The sequence below is a fragment of the Myxococcus faecalis genome (assembly GCF_050039385.1).
GTDB lineage: Bacteria > Myxococcota > Myxococcia > Myxococcales > Myxococcaceae > Myxococcus > Myxococcus fulvus.
The window spans coordinates 840,401-860,774 of the sequence record NZ_CP144336.1 but is presented as its reverse complement, the minus strand read 5'-3'; the positions used below and the strand labels follow the sequence as shown (position 1 = coordinate 860,774).

General features: G+C 71.3%; 11 protein-coding genes. 8 read left to right on the top strand and 3 right to left on the bottom strand.

Annotation, left to right across the window (positions count from 1 at the left end):
- Positions 1-43: 43 nt before the first annotated feature.
- Positions 44-2,989 carry a choice-of-anchor D domain-containing protein gene (locus tag VZQ01_RS03275; protein WP_426746883.1) on the top strand — a complete coding sequence of 982 codons (2,946 nt, stop codon included), beginning with the start codon at positions 44-46 and terminating at the stop codon, positions 2,987-2,989.
- 194 nt (positions 2,990-3,183) lie between these two features.
- The gene (locus tag VZQ01_RS03270; RefSeq protein WP_426748925.1) at positions 3,184-4,095 is read left to right on the top strand and encodes a metallophosphoesterase; all 912 of its coding nucleotides are present in this window, start codon (positions 3,184-3,186) and stop codon (positions 4,093-4,095) included.
- Between the two features lie 6 nt (positions 4,096-4,101).
- Here VZQ01_RS03270 and VZQ01_RS03265 read toward each other — a convergent pair whose 3' ends face one another.
- Entirely contained in the window at positions 4,102-5,280 is a 1,179-nt protein-coding gene (locus VZQ01_RS03265) for a dienelactone hydrolase family protein (RefSeq protein WP_223746727.1), read from the bottom strand.
- Between the two features lie 44 nt (positions 5,281-5,324).
- Positions 5,325-6,242, bottom strand: coding sequence for a phosphatase PAP2 family protein (locus tag VZQ01_RS03260; RefSeq protein ID WP_223746728.1), 918 nt, complete (start codon positions 6,240-6,242; stop codon positions 5,325-5,327).
- Positions 6,243-6,314: 72 nt separating this feature from the next.
- On the opposite strand from VZQ01_RS03260, the gene trxA reads away from it, so the two are divergent.
- Together trxA and VZQ01_RS03250 are read left to right on the top strand one after the other, a co-directional pair.
- Positions 6,315-8,621, top strand: coding sequence for a thioredoxin (trxA, locus tag VZQ01_RS03255; RefSeq protein ID WP_267696753.1), 2,307 nt, complete (start codon positions 6,315-6,317; stop codon positions 8,619-8,621).
- 3 nt (positions 8,622-8,624) lie between these two features.
- The gene (locus tag VZQ01_RS03250) at positions 8,625-10,217 is read left to right on the top strand and encodes an FHA domain-containing protein (protein WP_223783039.1); all 1,593 of its coding nucleotides are present in this window, start codon (positions 8,625-8,627) and stop codon (positions 10,215-10,217) included.
- Positions 10,218-10,264: 47 nt separating this feature from the next.
- On the opposite strand, the gene VZQ01_RS03245 is transcribed toward VZQ01_RS03250, so the two are convergent.
- The gene (locus VZQ01_RS03245; protein ID WP_426746882.1) at positions 10,265-11,326 is read right to left on the bottom strand and encodes an SMP-30/gluconolactonase/LRE family protein; all 1,062 of its coding nucleotides are present in this window, start codon (positions 11,324-11,326) and stop codon (positions 10,265-10,267) included.
- Positions 11,327-11,434: 108 nt separating this feature from the next.
- Here VZQ01_RS03245 and VZQ01_RS03240 point away from each other — a divergent pair, with 108 nt between their 5' ends.
- The 4 genes from VZQ01_RS03240 to VZQ01_RS03225 all read left to right on the top strand — a co-directional run bounded on the left by VZQ01_RS03240 (position 11,435) and on the right by VZQ01_RS03225 (position 20,363).
- Positions 11,435-12,430, top strand: coding sequence for a LysR family transcriptional regulator (locus tag VZQ01_RS03240; protein ID WP_223783037.1), 996 nt, complete (start codon positions 11,435-11,437; stop codon positions 12,428-12,430).
- A gap of 32 nt (positions 12,431-12,462) precedes the next feature.
- A complete protein-coding gene (locus VZQ01_RS03235) occupies positions 12,463-13,266 on the top strand; it encodes a GNAT family N-acetyltransferase (protein WP_223746734.1) in 804 nt (267 codons plus the stop codon).
- Positions 13,267-13,461: 195 nt separating this feature from the next.
- Entirely contained in the window at positions 13,462-16,701 is a 3,240-nt protein-coding gene (locus tag VZQ01_RS03230; protein WP_223783036.1) for a PD-(D/E)XK nuclease family protein, read from the top strand.
- Positions 16,698-20,363: a UvrD-helicase domain-containing protein gene (locus VZQ01_RS03225; protein WP_426746881.1), complete on the top strand. Its 3,666-nt coding sequence runs from the start codon at positions 16,698-16,700 to the stop codon at positions 20,361-20,363. Before VZQ01_RS03230 ends, VZQ01_RS03225 begins: the two co-directional genes overlap by 4 nt.
- Positions 20,364-20,374: the final 11 nt, after the last annotated feature.

Sequence of the window (20,374 nt, the reverse complement as noted above, 5' to 3'; positions counted from 1 at the left end):
CCGTGCGGAATCCGGGCTCGGGAGTCGTGGGGAGGCAGCAACGATGAGACGTCTGTTCTGGGTGGCGTGGGTGGCGGTGGCGTTGGTGGTGGGGACGGGATGTGAGCGCCCATCGTCGCAGCGGGCGAAGAGCGCCTTCGTGGTGCGCCCCGAGACCATCGACTTCGGCCCCGCCGCGCTGGGCCGCACCAAGAGCTTCAAGCTGAAGGTGACCAACGGCGGCCGCGCGTCCTACCGCGTGGAGGGCGCCACCTCCACCATCCCCAATGTCACGGTGCCGCCGTTCGAGCCCTTCACGCTGGGCGCCGGCGCCGAGCGCGAAATCGAGGTGCACTTCAAGCCCGAGGTCGAGGGCTCGGTGCAGGGCTCGCTGGAGCTCATCACGGACGCGGACGCCCAGGGGCAGGTGCCGGTGTCGGGCCGGGGCGTGAAGGCCTTCGTGGAGGTGCCGCTGACGGAGCTGGACTTCGGCAACGTGGCCATGGGCTTCGTGGAGATGCGCCAGGTGACGGTGAAGAACCCCTCCGACGTGGAGACGCCGCTGGCGGTGTCGGTGCAGGGCGCGGACCTGGACCAGTTCACCGCGGAGCATGGCGAGGCGCCCACGCTGGCGCCGGGCGAGGAGCGGGTGCTGTCGGTGGCCTTCGCGCCCCGGCGGCTGGGCGCGGCCGCGGCGGAGCTGCACATCGCCGTGTGCGACGGCTGCGAGCCGGCGGTGGTGCCGCTCAAGGGCATGGGCGTGGCGTCCAAGCTGGAGGTGACGCCGCTGCGGCTGGACTTCGGGCGCGTGGCGCTGGGCGCCAGCGCGGAGCAGTCCATCACCGTGCGCAACCAGGGCACCGAGTCCCTGCGCTGGTCCGGCGTGGAGCTGCAGCTCAACCCGGGCGGCGTGTACCGCGTGGTGAGCGAGCCCGTGCTCAGCGGCGGCCTCCTGGCGGCGGGCGCGAGCGTGGAGGTGCGCGTGGCCTTCACCCCGGTGGTGCTGGGGCGCGCGGGCGAGGGGCGCGTGGAGGTGGGCGTGCGCGAGCAGGGCTCCTCGGCGCCGGGCCCCAAGGTGTCGCTCGCGGGCGAGGGCGGCACGTCCTGCGTGGCGGTGAAGCCGCGTGACTTGGACTTCGGCGTGGTGGCCGAGGGCATGACGGCGACGCGGCCGGTGGAGGTCATCAACCGCTGCCGTGACAGCGTGCTCGTCAACAACCTGAACCTGACGACGGCGCAGGGCGGCTACTTCACCCTGGCGCAGGCGCCGGCCAGCGTGACGGTGCCCGCGGGCCAGTCCGCCTTCGTGGGCATCACCTTCAGCCCGCGTGTGGGCGCGGCGGGTCGGAGCGAGGGGCAGCTCGCGGTGAGCGTGCGCGCCGGGAGCACCACGTCCACGGAGGGCGTGACGCTCAAGGGCGAGGGGCGCGCCTTCAAGCCGTGCCAGTACTCGCTGCCGCAGCAGCTGAAGTTCGGGAAGGTGCCGGTGGGCGCGGAGGTGGGGCTGGGGGTGACGTTGCGCAACACCGGCACGGAGGCGTGCTACCTGGCGTCCATGCAGCTGGTGGCGGGCTCGGACCCGTCCTTCCTCGCGCAGTCGGTGCCCAACCACGTGCTCGAGCCGGGCCAGAAGGCCACGCTGGTGGTGCGCTTCAAGCCGGAGGAGGAGGGGCCCTTCGAGGGCCTCGCGGAGGCGTGGGTGAACCACCCGACGCTGGGGCACCCGCTGGTGTCGCTCGTGGGCGAGGGCGTGAAGGGCTGCTTCGCGCTGCAGCCGACGACGGTGGACTTCGGCGTCACCAAGCTGTCGTGTGGACCGCGCACCCGGGAACTGGTCGCCATCAACGAGTGCATCGGCCCGGTGAAGGTGGCCGGCATGACGCTGGAGCAGGCGGGCGAGGAGTTCTCGGTGGAGTCGGCGAGCGCCTTCCCGTCCTCGATTGCCGCGGGCGGACGGGTGAAGCTGACGGCACGCTACACGCCGACGGACGACGGCGACGACGCGGCGGCGGTGCGCTTCCGGCTGGAGGATGGGAGCGAGTACACGGCGGGCCTGCTGGGCCGCGGCGTGACGAAGGCGGAGCAGACGGACCGCTTCTTCCAGGAGTCGAAGGCGAAGGTGGACGTGCTGTTCGTGGTGGATAACTCGGGCTCGATGATGGAGGAGCAGCAGAGCCTGGGGCAGAACTTCGCGGCCTTCCTGAGCGCGGCGAGCGCGGCGGCGGTGGACTACCGCATCGGCGTCACCACGACGGGCCTGGACGAGTCTCCGGGCGGCTGGTCCGAGTGCCCGGGCGGCGCGCAGGGCGGTGAGAACGGGCGCCTGTTCCCCGTGGACGGCTCGCGCCCCCGCATCATCACGCCGGACACGCCCAACGCGGCCGCGGTGTTCGCGGACAACACCCGCGTGGGGGTGTGTCACTGGAACGAGCAGGGCCTGGACGCGGCGCACCGCGCCCTGTCGGACCCGCTGCTCTACAACCTGGATGACGCCCGCACGCCGCTGCCCAACGACGGCAACGGCGGGTTCCTGCGCGAGGACGCGAAGCTGGCCATCATCTTCCTGTCGGACGAGGAGGACTTCAGCTCGCAGCCGGTGTCCTTCTACGAGACGTACTTCCTGGCGCTGAAGGGCAACGACAAGGCGAAGCTCAGCATCAACGCGATTGTCGGCCCCATGGACCTGGCCACCTGCCCCACGTCGAGCAGCGCCGGCAGCCGCTACATCCAGCTGGCGAACACCACGGGCGGCGTGGTGGAGAGCATCTGCACGCCCAACTGGGCCGCGTCCCTGGAGAAGCTCTCCAACAGCGCCTTCGGCCCCAACCGCAAGTTCCCCCTGTCCGAGGAGCCCGCGGACACCACGCGAATCGTGGTCCACGTGGACGGCGTGCAGGTGCTGTCGGGCTGGGAGTACGACGCGCGCACCAACAGCATCATCTTCGACCGGGACTCCGCTCCCGCGCCGGGCTCGCTGGTGGAGGTGACGTACCCGCTGGGCTGCAACTAGCGCTCACGTGAGTCCAAGGTGTGACGGCGCCGCGCTTCTCCTCGGAGGGGCGCGGCGTTTGTCTGTGATTGATTCTGGCGAGTGCTTCCTTCATGGCTGCGTTGAGCTGAAGTGTGGGTTTTCTGTCAGCCTTGCGTCCCATGGGACAGGGATGACTCGACAGGGTGGATGCGCGGGTGCAGCCTTCCGGGGTGATGCCGGAGCCCCTCCTGGTTGCCGCCCTGGGTGACGTCCACGGTCGCTTCCACCGCGTGGAGACGTGGTTGGACGCGCTGGAGCAGTCGCGTGGTCGGCCGGTGTCGATGGTGCTCGCGGTGGGGGACGTGGAGGCGTTCCGCCGCGCGGATGACCATCGGCGCAAGGCCGCCAAGCGGACCATGCCCGCGGAGTTCGCCGAGTACGCGGACGGCGTCCGCCGCGTGAAGCGGCCGCTGTACTTCATCGGCGGCAACAACGAGGACTTCGAGGCGCTGCACGACTTCCAGGACGGGGGCGAGCTGGCGCCGGGCGTCACCTACCTGGGCCGCGCCGGCGTGCGCGAGCTTTCGGGGCTGCGCGTGGGCTACCTGTCCGGCATCCACGCGCCGCGCTTCATCGACCAGCCCTTGAAGCGCCCCGTCACACAGGACCTGATGAAGCAGGCGGGCTACTTCCGCACCGCGGAGGTGGAGCGGGTGATGTCGCTCAGGGACGTGGACCTGATGCTCGTGCACGAGTGGCCCCGGGGCATCGTCCAGCGCGCGCGCGAGGAGAACCCCTCGCCGCCCCGGCCCTTGCCCTCGTACTGGATTGGCAATGGCGTGACGCGCCGCCTGGTGGACACGGTGCAGCCGAAGTGGCTCTTGTGTGGACACTCGCACAAGGCCTTCGCGGTGACGCTGGAGGGCGCGGGCCGCCCCGCGACGCGCATCGCCTGCCTGGACCAGGCCACGCGCCCCGAGGAGTCCGTCTTCTGGCTGGAGTACGAGGGCCGAGAGGTCGTGCGCGTCGGCTGGGGGGTGTCCGGGGCCGTCGCCTGGGAGCCGGGGCGCCGCTGGGATTTGTCCCGGCTGCCCGTCGTGGAGGGAGGGCACGACGGCGACGAGGCTCCCGCGGGCGTGATGTAGCGCGGCTCAGGGCTGGCCGGGCTCCCAGTGCTCGAGCAGCGCGTCCGCGTCCGGTGTGAGCAGGGCGCTGGCGGACGGAGGCGGCGCGGTGGGCCGCACGAGCCTGCGTCGCACGGTGGCGTCCAGGAACCTGCGCGTCACGTCCGCCGTCGTGGCCCAGCCCCGGGCCACCGCCTTCGCCGTCTCCGCCGACACCACCCCCGGCGCCAGCGTGGCGGCGGCGCCCACGCTGGTGAAGCCCACGTGGCGCATGCCGGGGATTCGAACCATCCACCGATGCGCGCCGCGCAGCGACTCGAGCAGCTCGAAGTCGGGCACCACCACGGCGTCGTCCTCCTGGAACAGGTGCAGCAGGGGGACCTGGACCCGCTCCGGCTGGAAGTCCGGCAGGCCCTTCAACCACCCCTTGCCGCGCCGGGTCCCGATGCCCCCATCCAGGCTCACCAGCGCGCCCGCCTCGGGATGCGCGAGCGCGAACAGGAAGGCCGCGCGAGCACCCAGGCTGTGCCCGATGACGGCCACGCGCGAGGTGTCGATGCGCGCATCCGCGCGGAGCACGCGCAGCGCGCGCTCCAGCTCCCGCGCCTGCCGTCTCGCGGTGGCGAGCACGTCGACGAGCGGCCCGGGCGGCTCTGCGCGAGTGGGCGAGGGCGTGGTGGCCACCACGTAGCCGTGGCTCGCCAGGTACTCGGCCAGCACGGCCTGATGGTGGGCGGAGTGGTGCCGGCCCTGCGCCACCAGCACGAGCGGGAAGCGTCCCGGCGCGGGCGGCGCGTGGGGCGTGGCCGTCATGGGCGTGTCGAGCCACGCGGCGGTGCTCTCCTCGGGCACGCCCAGGTCGATGAGCTGCTGCTCGTAGAGGGTGACGGCCTGGGTGGCGCGCGCCTCGTCGCGAGGCGTCTCGGGTTCGGACTCGAAGCCCATGAGGCCCACGTAGTCGCGATAGTGCAGGCGCGTCGCCGCGTCGCTCTCCCGCGTCGGGTACCAGACCGTGAGCTGGAGCGCCGAGGGGTCCTCCGGCGTGGCGGCGATGGCCTGCACGCGCATCCCGACGCTCCAATGCCCCGCCTCCACCGGGCCCCAGATGGGCGGCGCGGTGATGAAGGGTTGGGGCGGCACGAGCAGGTAGCTGGGCGCGAAGCGGCTCGCGGAGTTGCAGCCGGCGACGAGCACCAGCGCCAGCACGCCCGCGCGCCACGCCCGCCCGAGACGCCCGCGGATGGCGGGCCTCAGAACACGCCCGAGAAGCCAGCCATGCGCGCGCCGGCGACGGGCATCAGCCGGGCGGCGGTCGGGGAGCGGCGCGCGGCGCTGGACTCCACGCCGCCGGTCCGGCCATGCAACAGCAGGGGCACCGCGACGCCGAAGGCCGCGCCCATCACGGCGCCCGTGGCCACGTCGGTGAGGTAGTGCTTGTCGGCGCCCATGCGCAGCAGTCCCACGGAGGTGGCGAGCGGCAGTCCCACGGCCCAGATCCACGCCTGGTTCTCGTAGCCGCGCAGCGCGGCCACCGTGCCCGCGGACACCACCAGCGAGAAGGCCAGGTTGGTGTGCCCGCTGTAGAAGGACAGGTTGTTGTCGCTGGGTTGGTCGGTGAGGCGCTTCTGGTCCTCGGGCAGCACGTGGACGAAGGGGCGCTCACGGCCGACCAGGAACTTCACCGTCTGGTTCGCGAGCGTCGCCAGCATGGCGCTCTCCAGGATGATGGTCGCGTCCTGCGCGAAGAACCGGTTCGGGCTGTCCGAGCCTCGCCCCACCGCGTACTGCAGACCCATGACCCCGGCGGGCAGCACGCCGAAGCCGATGATGTTGCTCCAGTGCCCCGCGCGGTGCCGGGACGCCTCCGTGTTCCCCGCGAGTCCCCGGCCCCAGCGGTCCAATTGGTTGAGTCGGTCCGTCCCGTCCGGCGCCCGGTCACACCAGCGGCATGTCGCGGGCGCCAGGTCGCTCTTGAAGAGCACCTCGCTCGAAATCCAGAGCACGGCGGCCGAGCCGGTGATGACGCCGTCGCGAGCCCAGTCGAACTTCAGCTCGTGCAGACGAGGGGCGTCCTCCGCGGGCTGGGCCAGGGCCGGAGTCAGCGGAAAGAGCGCGAGGATCGCAGTGAGTGCGAGAATGGGAAAGGACGGGCGCACGGCGCGCAGCATAGGGCGACGCTGGCGCGGCGCGAAGGGTTTGACTACAAGCGTCCGACTCCCATTCGCATCCGAGGCTTCATCGTGAGTACGCACCCCGTCGACCTGACGGCCGAGACCTTCGAACAGATGACTGGCAAGCCAGGGTTGGTCCTGGTGGACTTCTGGGCGGAGTGGTGTGGCCCGTGCCGCAACTTCGCGCCGACCTATGCCACCACCGCGGAGAAGCACCCGGACGTCGTGTTCGGCAAGGTGGACACGGAGGCGCAGCAGGAGCTGTCGGGCCGGTTCCAGATCCAGTCCATCCCCACGCTGATGGCGTTCAAGGATGGCACGGTGGTGCACCGCTCCAGTGGAGCCATGTCGCCGGGCCGGCTGGACGCGCTGGTCAAGTCGCTCAAGACGCTGGACGTCGCCTACGCGAAGCAGGCCGAGGAGAACAAGAAGCTGACCGAGCAGGGCATCGTCCCGCCCGGCGTGCACCCCGAGGCGACGTGGGACGAGGGCGACAGCGAATGGGTGTACGGCGCCACGGACCCCAAGGGGCGCAAGCAGGGGCCCTACAAGTACTGGCGCGCGGACGGCACGCTCTGCAACGAGTGCAGCTTCGAGAACGACAAGCCCCACGGCCCCTTCAAGCGCTTCCACGAGAGCGGCGAGGTCTCCCAGGACGGCGACTTCGTGAAGGGGGAGCTTCACGGGCCGCGCACCTGGTACGCGTCCGAGAAGTTCACCACGGAGCGCATGCACGAGAACGGCGTCTCCACGCTCGTTCGCAAGACGGTGATGGTGTACGAGCACGGCCGCGTCACCGGCGTGACGCACTATGACGGCCAGGACCGCCGCGTGGTGCCGTCCACCGGCGAGCCGTACCCCGACCGTCCCGAGGGAATCCCGCTGGAGGCGGAGCTTCGCGAGGACCTGAACCAGTGGTCCCACGTCGAGCTGAACACCGACGGCGAGCGCCACGGGCTCGCGCGCTTCTGGCTCCAGGACGGCCAGCTGTTGTGGGAGGGCGAGTTCGTCGAGGGGCAGCGCCACGGCGCCTATCGCTCGCTGGCGAAGGACGAGTACCTGGACCCGCGTGTCAGGTTCGACGAGGGCCGGTACGAACAGGACGTGGCCTGTGGGACGTGGACGCTGCTGGACGCGGACCGGCAGGTGGTGTTGACGCGGGACCTGGGCGTCGCGCAGGAGGAGGCGGAGCTGTCGGCGTCGCCGGTCTTCTCCAACGTGCCCCGGAGCGCGGAGGCCTGGCGTGAGTACGCGGCCACGTGCGTGGCGGCGCGCAAGCACCGCGAGGCGCTCCTGGCGCTGGCGCGCTCGGTGGCGATGGACCAGCAGGTGGCGCCGTTCCTCGAGTTGATGGAGCGCGTGGCGCTGCCAAGGACGCCGGACAACGCGAAGGCCACGGCGGGCGAGGCGCTGCAGAACGCGGCGGACTCCAGCTCGGCGCTGGCGGAGACGCTGGTGCGCGGTGGTGACGCGGGCATGCTGCTGCGGGCCCATGCGGTGCGGCTGGACCAGCTGGACCGGCCGAGGGCGGCGCTGGACTTCGTGAACGCGGCGCTGCTGGTCGCTCCGGAGCGCACGGCGTTCCTCTTCACCCGAGGCCTGGTCCTGTTGAACATGGGCATGGACGCGCACGCGTTGAAGGACGCGGAGGCGCTGGCGAAGGCGGAGCCGGGGACGGCCACGTTCCTGGGGACGTACGCGCGGGCGCTGTTCCCGGTGTTCGACTTCTGGCCGGCGAAGCAGAAGCCGGTGTCGACCTACGAGGACCTGCCGGAGAAGCCCGCGCAGACGCTCGACGCCATCGTGCGCATCGTCCAGAAGTACGCCACGCGGCTGCAGCTCGTCCGCGCCGCGCTGCTGGGGCGCTTCAAGCCCGGCGCCGTGCTGCCGTGGATGCCGCCGGACGTGTCCGCCCTGTTGCCGGCGGGGCCGGTGGAGCTGGCCGAGGAGGAGGTGGAGATTGGGGAGGACTCGGTCTCCGTCGACGAGACGCTGAGCGTGGCGGGCATGGGCCTGCCGGACCTCATCCGGCTGGCGCGTGGAGACTGGAACGCGCTCACGTGGCTGTTGTGGGCCTGTGGGGAGTCGAAGGTGGTGCTGCCGAAGAAGGTGGCGCCTCCGGCGGACTTCGGACAGGCGGCGGGCATGTCGAGCCAGCGTCACTGGCGGGTGCGGGACCGCAAGGTGACGGGCGGCCGTGGCGCGCAGGCGTCGGGCGCGGCGGGCTTCGAGTTCGCGGGCGTGGAGATCGACGCCCTGCACCCGAACCTCCTGGGCATCGCGGAGCAGCACTACGCGGAGATGCAGGCGATGTTCTATTGGCTGACGGACAGCCACAACGTTTCGCCCTGGCAGGACAACCTGAGGGGGAGCTGAGCCATGAACCGCACGCCTCGACAGGTCGAGATCGCCGACCCGCTGTGGAAGGCGCTGGAGACGATGAGCCGCGAGATGGGCGTGGACCGCGATGTCCTCGTCAATCAGGCGCTCTTCTCGCTCGCGCGGCAGTTCGGGTTCATCCAGCCCACGCAGGTGAGCCTCACCGAGACGGGCAGCGCGCCGGCCGTGGTGGCCGCGCCTGTGGTCGCGCGGACGCCCGTGGCGACGCCAGCGGCAGTGGCGACGCCCGCGGTCAGCGCCCCCGTCTCAGTGCCCGCGGTGACTGCTGCTCCAGCGGCAGCGGAGCCGGTGGCCACACCTCCCGCGACGGTGCCTCCGATGAAGGCACCTGCCTCCGCGAAGGTCGCGGACGTGGCCAATGAGTCCGCTGAGGTAGAGGCTCCGAAGGGCGCCGAGTCCGAAGCGGTCGCCGAGCGTGTTCGCGAAGTAGTGCGCGCCGTGGACCAGTCGGTGGAGGTTCAGCCGCCTCCGGTCGTCGCGCTCGCGGACACCGACGAAGAAGAGTCCAAGACCGGGGAGCACGAAGGAACTCCCGGGGCCGACGACGCGGAGGGTGCCGAGGCGAAGGCCGCCGGAAGCGCCAAGGACTCCGACGACGAGGAAGCGGAGGGTTCCGAGGACTCCGAGGACGAGCCCGCCACGGAGAAGGAGCCCACGGTCGACGAGGCCGAACTGCGCGAAGCTGTCGCCGCGCGCGTCCGAGACATCGTGGGTGACGTCGACCGTCTGGTCGAGCCCGTCGACGCGAAGCCCGATGACGACTCGGATGACGATGCCGACGAGGACTCGGACGACGATTCCGATGACGATGCCGACGAGGACTCGGACGATGGTTCCGATGACGACTCGGACGACGATTCCGATGAGGACTCGGACGATGACGAGGACTCGGATGGCGACGCGGATGAGAAGGACTCCGGCGACGACGATTCCGACGAGGACTCGGATGGCGACGCGGATGAGAAGGACTCCGGCGACGACGATTCCGACGAGGACTCGGACGACGATTCCGATGCGGACGGGGATTCGGACGACGATTCCGATGCAGACGAGGATGCGAAGCCGGCCGCAGGCAAGGCGGCGGCAGGCAAGCCAATCCCAGCCAATGCAATCGCAGGCAAGGCCGCGGTCGGCAAGCCCGCCGTCGGCAAGGCGGCAGCAGCTTCCGCCGAGCCAGCGTTCGTGGACGAAGACTCCTCCGACCTGGTGACGGAGGCGAAGCCCGAGCCGAAGGCGCCGGCGGGCAAGCCGGACAAGACCATCATCGTGCAGGCTCCGCCGGAGCTGAAGGTGCACGTGAAGCTCGACGATGGCGAGCCGGTGCTGGTCGCTCGCGAGCGGTTCATCATCGGCCGGGGTCCCAGCGCGGACCTGATGGTGAAGTCCGCCAGGGTCTCGCGTGAGCACGCGGTGATCCTGCGCGACGGCGACGAGGTCTTCATCGAGGACCTCAAGTCCTCGAACGGCACCTGGTTCGACAACACGCGCATCGCGCGCCGTCAGGTCTCCGATGGCGAGGAGTACCTGCTGGGCGGCATCCGCATCACCTTCTCGCTGACCACCGAGTCGTAACGCGGACCCTCTCCGCCTCCACGGACGTCACGTCCGTGGAGGCGGTGTCAGCGGGGAAGGGGCAGCGAGGCGACCCAGAAGACCTGGGGCAATGCGGCCTCCGGACCTCGAAGGATGCGGTCGCGGAGTCTCGCTTCGGTGACCCAGACCGTCCCCTCGGCGGACACGGTGAGATTCACCGGGGACTCCATCCCCGATGCGAGCACCTCCAGGACCTTCGCGCCCCGGGACTTGCCCAGGACGTCGATACGGACGAGCCGCCCGTCGCCGCTCTGTGTCGCGCCCTCGACGAGCAGCAGGCGTCCGTCTGGCGCGAAGCGCATGCCGTCCGGATTCTCCAGGCGGCGCGGCAGCGAGACTTCACGGACGCTCGGACCCTGTCCCCTGGCTCCAGGACGAATCACGAAGAGCCGACCTGGGCCGAAGGTGTTGATGACGAGCGTGCTTCCATCGGGCGCGAGCGCGATCCCCGCTGGCCCCACCGCACTCATCCCGGGGCCGCGAGCGCTGAAGCGTGGATCCATCACCCATGTCTCCCACGCCTCGCTGTCGGGCCGCAGGTACAGCACGGCGGCGCGGTGGCTATCCGTGACATACAGGCCGCCATCCGGAGCCACGGCGAGGTCATTGCCGAGCGCGCCCGCGGGAAGCGGGATGACCTTGAGCAGCGCGCCCGAGCGAGCGTCGAGCGCGAAGACGCGAGCCCCCCGTCCACCCGCGACGCCCTGGGGTCTCAGCAGTCCCATGGCGTCGGGAGACGTCCCCCACAGCAGGTTTCGAGGCGCGTCCAGACGGAGGCTCGTCACGGAGAACACCTGCTCGGAGCCCGGAAAGAACTCCGTCCAGTCACCGCCAGCGACACGTCGGAGCACCCGGCCATCCGCCACGGAGCCGACATAGAGCGTCCCCTGGTCATCCACGGCGATGCCGTTGGGCACCGTGAAGCCCGAGGGGAGCGACATGCGCTCGAAGCCATGCGGGCCGGGCGTGGTGCTCGCGGAGGCGGGTGTCACGGCACCCGAAGCGCGGGCCTTCGAGTGCGGCGGGGTCGCGGGGGAGGTGGTGAGCAGCAGCGTCGACAAGACACTCGCGAGCGGCAGTGGGCACATGAGATGGACTCCCAGGAGGACGCGTGGTGCATAGCCCGCGAGCGACCCGGCATCATCGGGGCGCCGGGCACGACACTCGTGCGCGAGATGCAACAATCGGAGGGAGGCGTGGAGCGCTTGGAGTTGAGAGATCGGCTGGAGGACATGCTGGCCTTTTCGGCCGTGGCGCGCGCGCTGAGCTTCGCGGACGCGGCGCGGGAGCTGCGGGTGAGCGCGTCCACGCTGAGTCGACGGGTCGCTCGGTTGGAGGCCGCGCTCGGCGCCGCGTTGTTGAGACGCACGACGCGCCGGGTCTCCCTCACGGAGGCGGGCGCCCTGTATCTGGAGCGATGCACGGATGTCCTCCAGCGCCTCGAAGAGGCGGATGCCCTGGTGTCCGGCTACGGAGGAGCGCCGAGAGGGCGACTGCGCGTGGCCGTGCCCAATCTCTTCGGTCAGCGTCAAATCGCGCCGCTCGTTCCGGACTTCATGCGCCGCTATCCGCGCATCACGTTGGAGCTCTCCTTCCAGGACCGCTACGTCAACCTCGTCGAGGAGGAGTTCGATGTGGCCATTCGGATTGGCGCGCTGCCGGACTCGAGCCTCGTGGCTCGACGGCTGGCGACGATTCGTCGATTCCTGGTGGCGGCTCCGCGCTATCCGAGGGGCCGCGAGGCGCTGGCCCAGCCCGCTGACCTCGCGTCGCATCCGTGTCTCCAGTTCTCCCATTTCCAGGACGGAGAGACGTGGACCCTGGTGCGTGGCGTGGAGCGGACCACCGTGCGCATCCATCCCGTCTTGCGCACGGACAACGCGGAGGCGCTGCGGCTGGCCGCGCTCGGCGGTTGTGGTGTCGCGGCGCTCGCCACGTTCCTGGTGGATGAGGACCTGCGGACGGGCCGGCTCATCCGCATGCTGGAGGACTGGGCCCTGCCGGAGGTGGGCCTGTTCGCCGTGCATCCTCCCAGCAGACTGGTGGCGCCCAAGGCGCGTGTGTTCGTCGACTTCCTCGCGGAGCGACTGGCGGGTGAACCCTGGGAGCGCTCGGGAGCAAAGAGGCCCCGTCGGGCGCGGAAGCAAGGGGTTGCCGGCGGGGTGTCGCTGCGGCAGCGTGGCGTGGAATGAATCGCGAGCCTCAGGCTTCGGAGCCGATTGCCATGGACCTCGTTCCCGCGTCCGAGGGGTCTTTCCTGTCGCTGTCCACGCTGTTCGCGCGCGCCTTCGAGGGCTACTTCGTCCCGGTGCCCGATGCGCCGCAAGCCTTCGATGCGCGCGTGCGAAGCGAGCACATCTCGTTGACGGAGAGCCGGGTCGCTCGCGTGGGTGGTGAGGCGGTGGGGCTCGTGCTGATGGCGCGACGGGGCAACGTCAGCCGGGTCGCGGGCATGGGCATCGTTCCCAGCCGGAGAGGGCAGGGACTGGGCGGGGAGATGCTGCGTCCCTTGCTGGACTCCGCACGAGCGCGCGGAGATGCGCGGATGGTGCTGGAGGTCATCGAGCAGAACGCGCCCGCGGTGAAGCTCTACGAGCGCCTGGGCTTCCGACGCATGCGGCGACTGGTGGGCTTCACGGGGACGCCGACGCCTGAGCCCGGAGCGCTGGAGGAAGTGGACCCGCGCGAGTGTGCGAAGCTCCTGCCCGCGGGCCTGCCATGGCAGCTCGACGCGGCGACGGTGATGGGCTTGTCGTCCCCGGCGAAGGCCTTCCGACTCGGTCCCGCCTTCGCGGTGGTGGCGGATGTCGCCGCGCCCACGCTCGGTCTGCGCTCGCTGGTGGTGGAGCCCTCGGCCCGAGGAAAGGGCGCCGGGAGGAGGCTGCTGAGGGCCCTGGCCGCCGCGCATCCCGGCAAGCCCCTGGCGGTGAGCGCCATCGTCCCCGAGGGCCTGTGTGACCGCTTCTTCCTGGGCGAGGGCTTCACCTACCCGGCGCTCTCGCAGCTCGAACTGGCGCACACCTTCTGACGCGCACCCGCTCCAGGGCGCAAGGGCCACCCGGAAGCTCCAGGGCTTCTGGGTAAGCCGGTCAAGGAGGTCCGGTTCGCGGGCCAACCGTGGGAAACAGGTGGGCAGGCAGGCGGGCTCACGAACACACTGGGCGCGGAGTGAGGAATCGAGCATGAAAGCGACCCGTCCGGTCGTTCTAGACTCCACGCATCCATGGCCCGCCCCGTCCGTACCCTCCATGTGTTCCCCGACGCCGGCCGGCGTCAGGCCGCGTTGCGCGCGGAAGGGAACGCCCGGGGGCTGGCGGTGGGCCGGGACCTGCTCACCTGGGAGGAGCTGCTCGTCGCGCTGGGCGGGGCTCGCGAGCTGAACCGGCGTCCGTGCCCGGCGGTGCTGGCGCGCGCGGTGATGTCCTCGCTGGGGCCGCAGCTGGGCAACACGCACTTCGGAGAGTACGTCCGGGAGCCGGCCTTCGCGCGCGCGGGGCTGGAGGTGGTGCTGGACCTGAAGGCCGGGCGCCTGTCACCCCGGGAGCTCCAGGACGCGGTGGAGGTCCTCCCGCCCGAGCGGCAGAAGCACGTGCGGGTGCTCGCCCGGCTGTATCACCTGTACGAGCAGAAGCTGGCGGAGCTGGGGCTCGCGGACCGCGAGGACGTGCTGCGCGGGGCTCGCGAGGCGCTGGGCCGGGGTGCATGGCCGGTGAGCTGGGACGGCGTGGGGACGCTGGTGCTGCACGGGGTCTACGACGTGCGCCCGTCCGGCCTGGAGCTCCTGCTGGCGTTGGCGGCGGCGTGTGAGTCGCGACGCGTGACGCTCCGGGTGGAGACGCCGGTGGGTGGCTCGCCGGTCGCGGACGCGGCCCTGGCCTCGCTGTTCCGCGCCTTCGAGAACCGCGGCGAGTCCATGCCGCACGTGGACCTCTTCAAGGCGGACGTCACCTTCGAGTCCCGGCCGTTCATCGACCTGGGGCGCTTCGCCTTCTCGCCCCGGGCGCCGCGCAATGTGCTCGAGGACGCGAAGACCCAGCCTCGCGTGTGGAGCGCGGCCACGGCGCGCGAGGAGGCGCGACTGGTGGCCAGGGACGTGCGCCGGCTCATCGCGGAAGGGGCCGCGCCGTCGGACATCGCGATTGCATACCGTGAGCTGGGGGCGGAGGCGGGGTGGCTCGCCGAGTCGCTCGGTGAGCTGGGCGTGCCGGTGCGACTGCCCTGGGGCGAGCCGCTCTCGTTGGCCGGGCCGGTGCGTCTGGCGTTGGACCTGCCGCTGCTGGTGGAGGACGGCTTCCCCGCCGAGCGCGTGGCGGAGCTGGTGGGCAGTCGCTACGCGCACCTCCTGTCGCGCGGAGGTCCGGAGTCGCCGGCGAGCCTCTTCGCGCTGGCCGCCGTGCGGGACGACCGCCTGGGCGCGCTGCGAGGACGCGGTGCCTACGACGTGCGCCTCGAAGGCCTCGCGCGTCGTCTCCAGGCGCTCCAGGGCGCACAGAAGAAGGACGGCAGCGCGCGCATCCAGTCGGTGCGGGTGCTGCGTGAACGCTGCGGCCTGTTGCTGAATGCCTGCCGGCGCATTCCCGAGAAGGCGCCCGTTGCTGAACAGTTGGCCGCGTGGTGGCACGTGGTGGAGCAGTTGGGGTTGATGGACTCCGAGGGGCCCTTGGAGTCCCGCGCGGAAGGTGGACTGGCGGAGCGGGCGCTGGATGCGCGGTCGCGAGACGAGGCCGCGCGCGAGGCGCTGCGGCAGCGCGTCCAGGGACTGCTGCGGACGATGAAGGCGGTGGGCGGTGGCCCGGTGCTGCGTCGGCGCACGTTCGGTCGATGGCTGCGCGATGCGATGTCGGAGGCGTACCTGCCCGCGCGAGGCCCCAGGGGCGCTGCGGTGGAGGTGCTGGAGGCGGCGGAGGTTCCTGGACGCTCCTTCCGTCATCTCTTCATCGCGGGGCTCACCGAGGGACGCTTCCCGGGACGGGATGTGCCCTCGCCGTTGCTCGCGGACGCGGAGCGCTCGGCGCTCAATCAGCACCTGGGCCGTGACGTGTTCCGACTGACCGGCGGCGAGTTCGAGGACCGCGCGGCGTGGCGGCTCACCGAGGACCGCCTGTTGTTCGCCAGCGCGCTCGCCGCGGCGGAGGAGACGCTGAGCCTGTCCTTCGCGGTGGAGGGAGCGGGTGGACAGGAGCAGGTGCCGTCCTCGTTCCTGGAGGAGGTGCGCCGGCTCACCGCGCTGAAGTGGACGCCGCGCTCGTTGCCGCCCATCCCGCCGCTAGACGAGGTGCTTACCGAGTCGGAGCTGCGGCGCTGCGTGGCGCTCGAGGTCCTGGCGCATCCAAAGCTGCGCGTCACCGAGCCGGACCCGGCGGCGTCTCGGCTCAAGCATCGCTTCGACCGGGAGGCCTGGTACTCGGGCGCACATGAGCTATCGCTGGTGGAGGTGGAGCGGCTGCACTTCTTCGGGGAGCCGGACCGCAAGCCCGGGAAGTACACGGGCTCGGTGGATGCCAACACGATGCGCGCGTCGTTGCGCGAGGCCTTCCGCTTCGACCTGACGCGGCCCCTGTCCGCGTCCGCGCTCGCGCGCTTCGGCAACTGCGGCTTCCAGGGCTTCCTCACGTACGGCCTGAAGGTGACGGAGCCGGACCGCCCGGGCGAGGAGTTCGACGCGCGCGGGCGCGGCACCTTCTGGCACCGCGTCGTGGAGGAGGTCTTCCAATCGCTCAAGCAGCACCAACTGCTTGGCAAGGCTCCGGAGGAGATCCCCGAGGAGGTGCTGGACTCCGCGCTCCAGTCCGCGGTGGCGCACTTCGAGAAGTTCCACCACGTGGGGCACCCCGCGCTGTGGAAGCTGGCGCACGAGCGCGCGCGGGCGATGGCGCGTCGAATCCTGGTGGATGAGCGGCGCGGGCTGCCCTTCGAGCGGATGGTGCCGGAGGGCTTCGAGCTCCAGTTCGGCCCCGCCGCCGAGGACGACCGGTGGCGCCACGTCATGTTGCCCATCGACGGTGACGCCATCGTCTTCGAGGGGAAGATCGACCGGCTCGACGTGTCCGGCTCGGAGGTGGGTGTCATCGACTACAAGTCCGGGCGCCTGGACAAGAACGAGCTGAAGAAGCGGCTGCTCACATCCGACTTCCAGCTGCCGCTGTACCTCTTCGCCGCGCGCGAGAGCGGCCACCAGAACGCGAGCCAGGCCGCGTGGTTCTCGCTGCGCACGGGCAACACCATCCACCTGTCGGAGGTGGTCCCCGCGCAGGAGCTGGACGAGCTGTTGTCCACGGACCCCGAGGTGCGCGCGAAGGTGGCGGAGAAGGAAGGCGGGCGCAACCTGCCCAACGCCGTGGAGTCGCTGGTGCGCACGCTGCGCGAGGGCCAGTTCGCCGCGCGGCCGCAGGACTGTGGCTCTTGCGGCTTCCGCGCCGTGTGCCGCATCACCGAGCGGCGGATGACGGAGGAGGGGAGTTGAGCACGGCCCCTTCCATCCTCGCGCTGGAGCGCAACCTGGCGCTCATGGCGGGCGCCGGCGCGGGCAAGACGTACAGCCTGGTGACGATGACGCTGCACCTGCTCGCGGGCGCGCGCGAGGCGGGGGGCCCCTTACGCCCCGCGCGGTTGTGCATGCTGACCTTCACCGACAAGGCCGCGGCGGAGATGCGCGCGCGCCTGAGGATGCGTCTGGACGGGCTGGCGCAGGGCGAGGCGAAGCTGGACCAGGAGGTGGAGCTGCGCGCCTCGCTCTCCCGGCTGGACCGCCCGTTCCCGTTGCCCGAGGCGTGGCGCCAGCTGCGCGAGGAGATGGGCGCGGCCACGGTGGGCACGTTCCACTCGCTCTGCGGTCAGTTGCTGCGACGCGCGCCACCGGCGGTGGGCATCGACCCGAGCTTCGAGGTGCTCGACGAACTCGAGGCGTCCAGTCTCGTGCAGGACGTGTGCGAGCGCGTCGTGCTCGATGCGCTGGAGGCGGGCGACGCGCGCGTGCGTGAGCTGTGTCAGGAGCTGGGGTTCTCCGGCTCCGGGTTCTCGGATGGTCTGGTCGCCGCGCTGGTGTCGGTCTACGGCAAGCTGCGCGAGGAAGGGCTGCGCGCGGCCTCCGCGGCGGTGGCCGACGTGGCGCAGGCCCGCGAGGAGTTCGACGACGCGCTGAAGGAGTGCCTGCGCCTGTGCATGGAAGTGCGAGCGCTGGACGCCAAGGGCGAGTGGAGCCAGTTGGTGGGTGCGCTGGAGAAGGCGCTCAACGGGATGACGGCGGAGAACTTCCAGAAGGGAGACCGCTACCCGTGGCTGCGCGCCTGCTTCGCGACGGACACGCGCAACATCGCGCGGCTCAGCAAGGGCGCCGCGGGGCCGGTGCGCGAGCTGTACTGGCGCATCTACAAGGGCAAGACGGACGGCTCGGTGCGCATGCTCGTCGATGCGTGGGCCGCGTGGCACACCGCGCCCTTCGAGGAGACCTTCCGCGAGCTGCTGGGGCGCGTGGAGACCCGGCACGACGCGGAGTTCGCCCGCCGCAACGTGTTCGACTTCACCTCGCTGCTCGTCAAGGCGCGCGACCTGCTGCGAGACCATCCCGAGTTCCGTCGGCAGGTGCAGGAGCGCGTGGGCGCCCTCCTGGTGGACGAGTTCCAGGACACCAACCGGCTCCAGTTGGAGCTGGTGCTGCTGCTCGCGGAGAAGCGCGAGGGTGGGCCTCGCGAGCTGACGCCGGAGATGGACCTGCCGTCCGCGCTGACGCTGGAGCCCGCGTTCCTCTGCGCGGTGGGAGATCGCAAGCAGTCCATCTACGAGTTCCGTGGCGCGGACGTCTCCGTCTTCACGCTGCTGTCGAAGAAGGTGGAGGAGGAGGGCGGCACCCGCGGCTTCCTCCAGCACAACCGCCGCTCGGTGCCAGGGCTTTTGTCCTTCTTCAACCACGCCTTCGCCGGGGTGCTGGTGGCGGCGGATGCACACGCGCCCCGTCCGTTCGAGGTCGTCTACGTCCCCGAGGAGGACGACCTGTCACCCGTGCGCGCCTCGCTCACCGAGGCCCCCGTGGTGGAGCGACTCCACCTGGAGGAGCAGGAGACCGCCGGAGACCTGCGGTGGCTGGACGCGGACTGCACCGCGAGGAGGCTGCGCATCCTGCTCGCGCCCGGTGCGCTCCCCACGGTGGCTCGCGAGGATGGAGAGGGCTCACGTCCCGCGCGTGGTGGCGATGTGGCGATGCTCTTCCGGACCTTCACGCACCTGGAGGTGTACCGGCAGGCGCTCATCCGCCACGGTGTGCCTCATCGGGTGCTGCGTGGACGAGGGTTCTACGGCGCGCAGGAGGTGCTCGACCTGGCCTCGCTGCTGGCGCTGCTGGCGGACACGGAGGACGCGCTCGCCTTCGCCGCCGTGCTGCGCTCGCCGCTGGTGGGCCTGTCGGACGCGACCTTGTTCCTGCTCGCCGGGGAGCAGCCGTTGTCGCTGGCGTCACCTCGACTGACGGACGACGAGGTGCTCGCCACCCTGCCGGAGCGTGAACGTCAGCGCCTGAAGACCTTCCTGGAGGCCTTGCCCGCGCTGTGCCGGGAGCGGGACCGGTTGGGCGTGAGGGAGCTGTTGCTCTCCGCGCTGGACCTGACGGGCTACCGCGAGGCGCTCGCGGGCTCTCCCTATGCGGAGCAGGCGAGCGCCAACGTGGAGAAGCTGCTCGCGTTGGCCTCGCGTCGCGACGAGCGGGGCTCGGGCGGGTGCGTGGCCTTCGCCCGCGAGCTGCGCATGCTGGCCGAGTCCTCCCCGAACGAAGCCCAGGCGGACCTGCTCGACGCCGGAGACCCGCGCGCGGTGCAACTGCTCACCATCCACCGCGCCAAGGGCCTGGAGTGGCCCATCGTCGTCGTGCCCGGCATGGGCGGTCGACGCCGGAGCACCTCCGCCCGCGCGCACTTCGAGCGCTCGCACGGCATCGCCCTGCGCCCCTGGGTGCCCGACTCGCTGGACGGCTATACGTCCAACCGCTTCGAGGCGGTGCGCCAGGAGCTCAAGGCCCGCGAGGACGCCGAGTATCGCCGCCTGCTCTACGTGGCGCTCACCCGCGCCAGGGACTTGCTGGTGCTCTCCGGTGGAGAAGAGCCACGTGCGGGCAAGGATTCGTGGTGGCACCTCGTCGACGCCCGGCTGGAGGACGTCACCACGCGCGAGCTCGTCACGGACGTGGACGTGGACGAGCTGCCTCCACCCAGGGACCCGGAGCCGCCGGGGCCCGAGGCGCTGGCGCGCGCGGAGGCCCGTGTCGAGGCCGCGTTGCTGCGCGTGCGCGGCGGCACGCTGGACCTGCCCGAGTCCGCGGCGTCCCTCAGCGCGTCCGTGAGCGCCGTGCAGGACTTCATCACCTGTCCACGCCGCTTCCACTACGTGCACCGCCTGGGACTGCGCGGCGCGCCGTGGCCGTGGGAGGTGGCGCCGCGAGAGACCCCGCTCGTCGTCGAGCCGGAGGGCTGGCTCCCTGAACGCAGCCCCGCGGAGCTGGTGCGCCATCTGCTGAGCACCTCTGATTTGCGACTGTGCTCGGCCCGTGACGTGGACGTCACGGAGCGCCGCGCGCACCTGGAGGCCTTGCTGCGCGAGGCGGGCGCGTTGGCGGAGGACCCGGGCATGGAGGCGGTCCTGGGCACGGCGGAGCGCTGGCTCGCCACCGACTTCGCCCGGATGCTGGCGGAGTCCCCGCCGCGCGGCGTGCACCGGGGCCTGGCCTTCAGCCTGGTGGTGGACGAGGGCATCTCCCTGGAGGGTGAGATGGATGTCCTCTGGGAGTCACCTCGCGGCGAGGCGGTGGTGGTGACCTACAAGTCGGGCGGACGGCATCCGTTGGGAGCGGCCGCGTACGCCCACGAGCTGGACGCGCTGGAGCTGGCGGCGCGACGGATGGTGCGAGCGGGCGTCCCCGTGCGTGTGGGCGTCGTCTTCCTGGGGGAGGAGCGCCCGGAGCCCGAGTGGCGGGCGGACGCGGCGCGCCCCGAGGAGGCCGCCAGGCGGCTCGCGGACGCGACGCGGGCCCTGGCCCGAGGGGAGGTGCGTGGCGCCTGGGTGGGACGAGAGAGGGCGACCTGCCAGGCCCTGCATTGTGGCTTCTCGGAACACTGTCACCCGGCCCCTCCCGCGTGCTAAGCGGCGGGCAC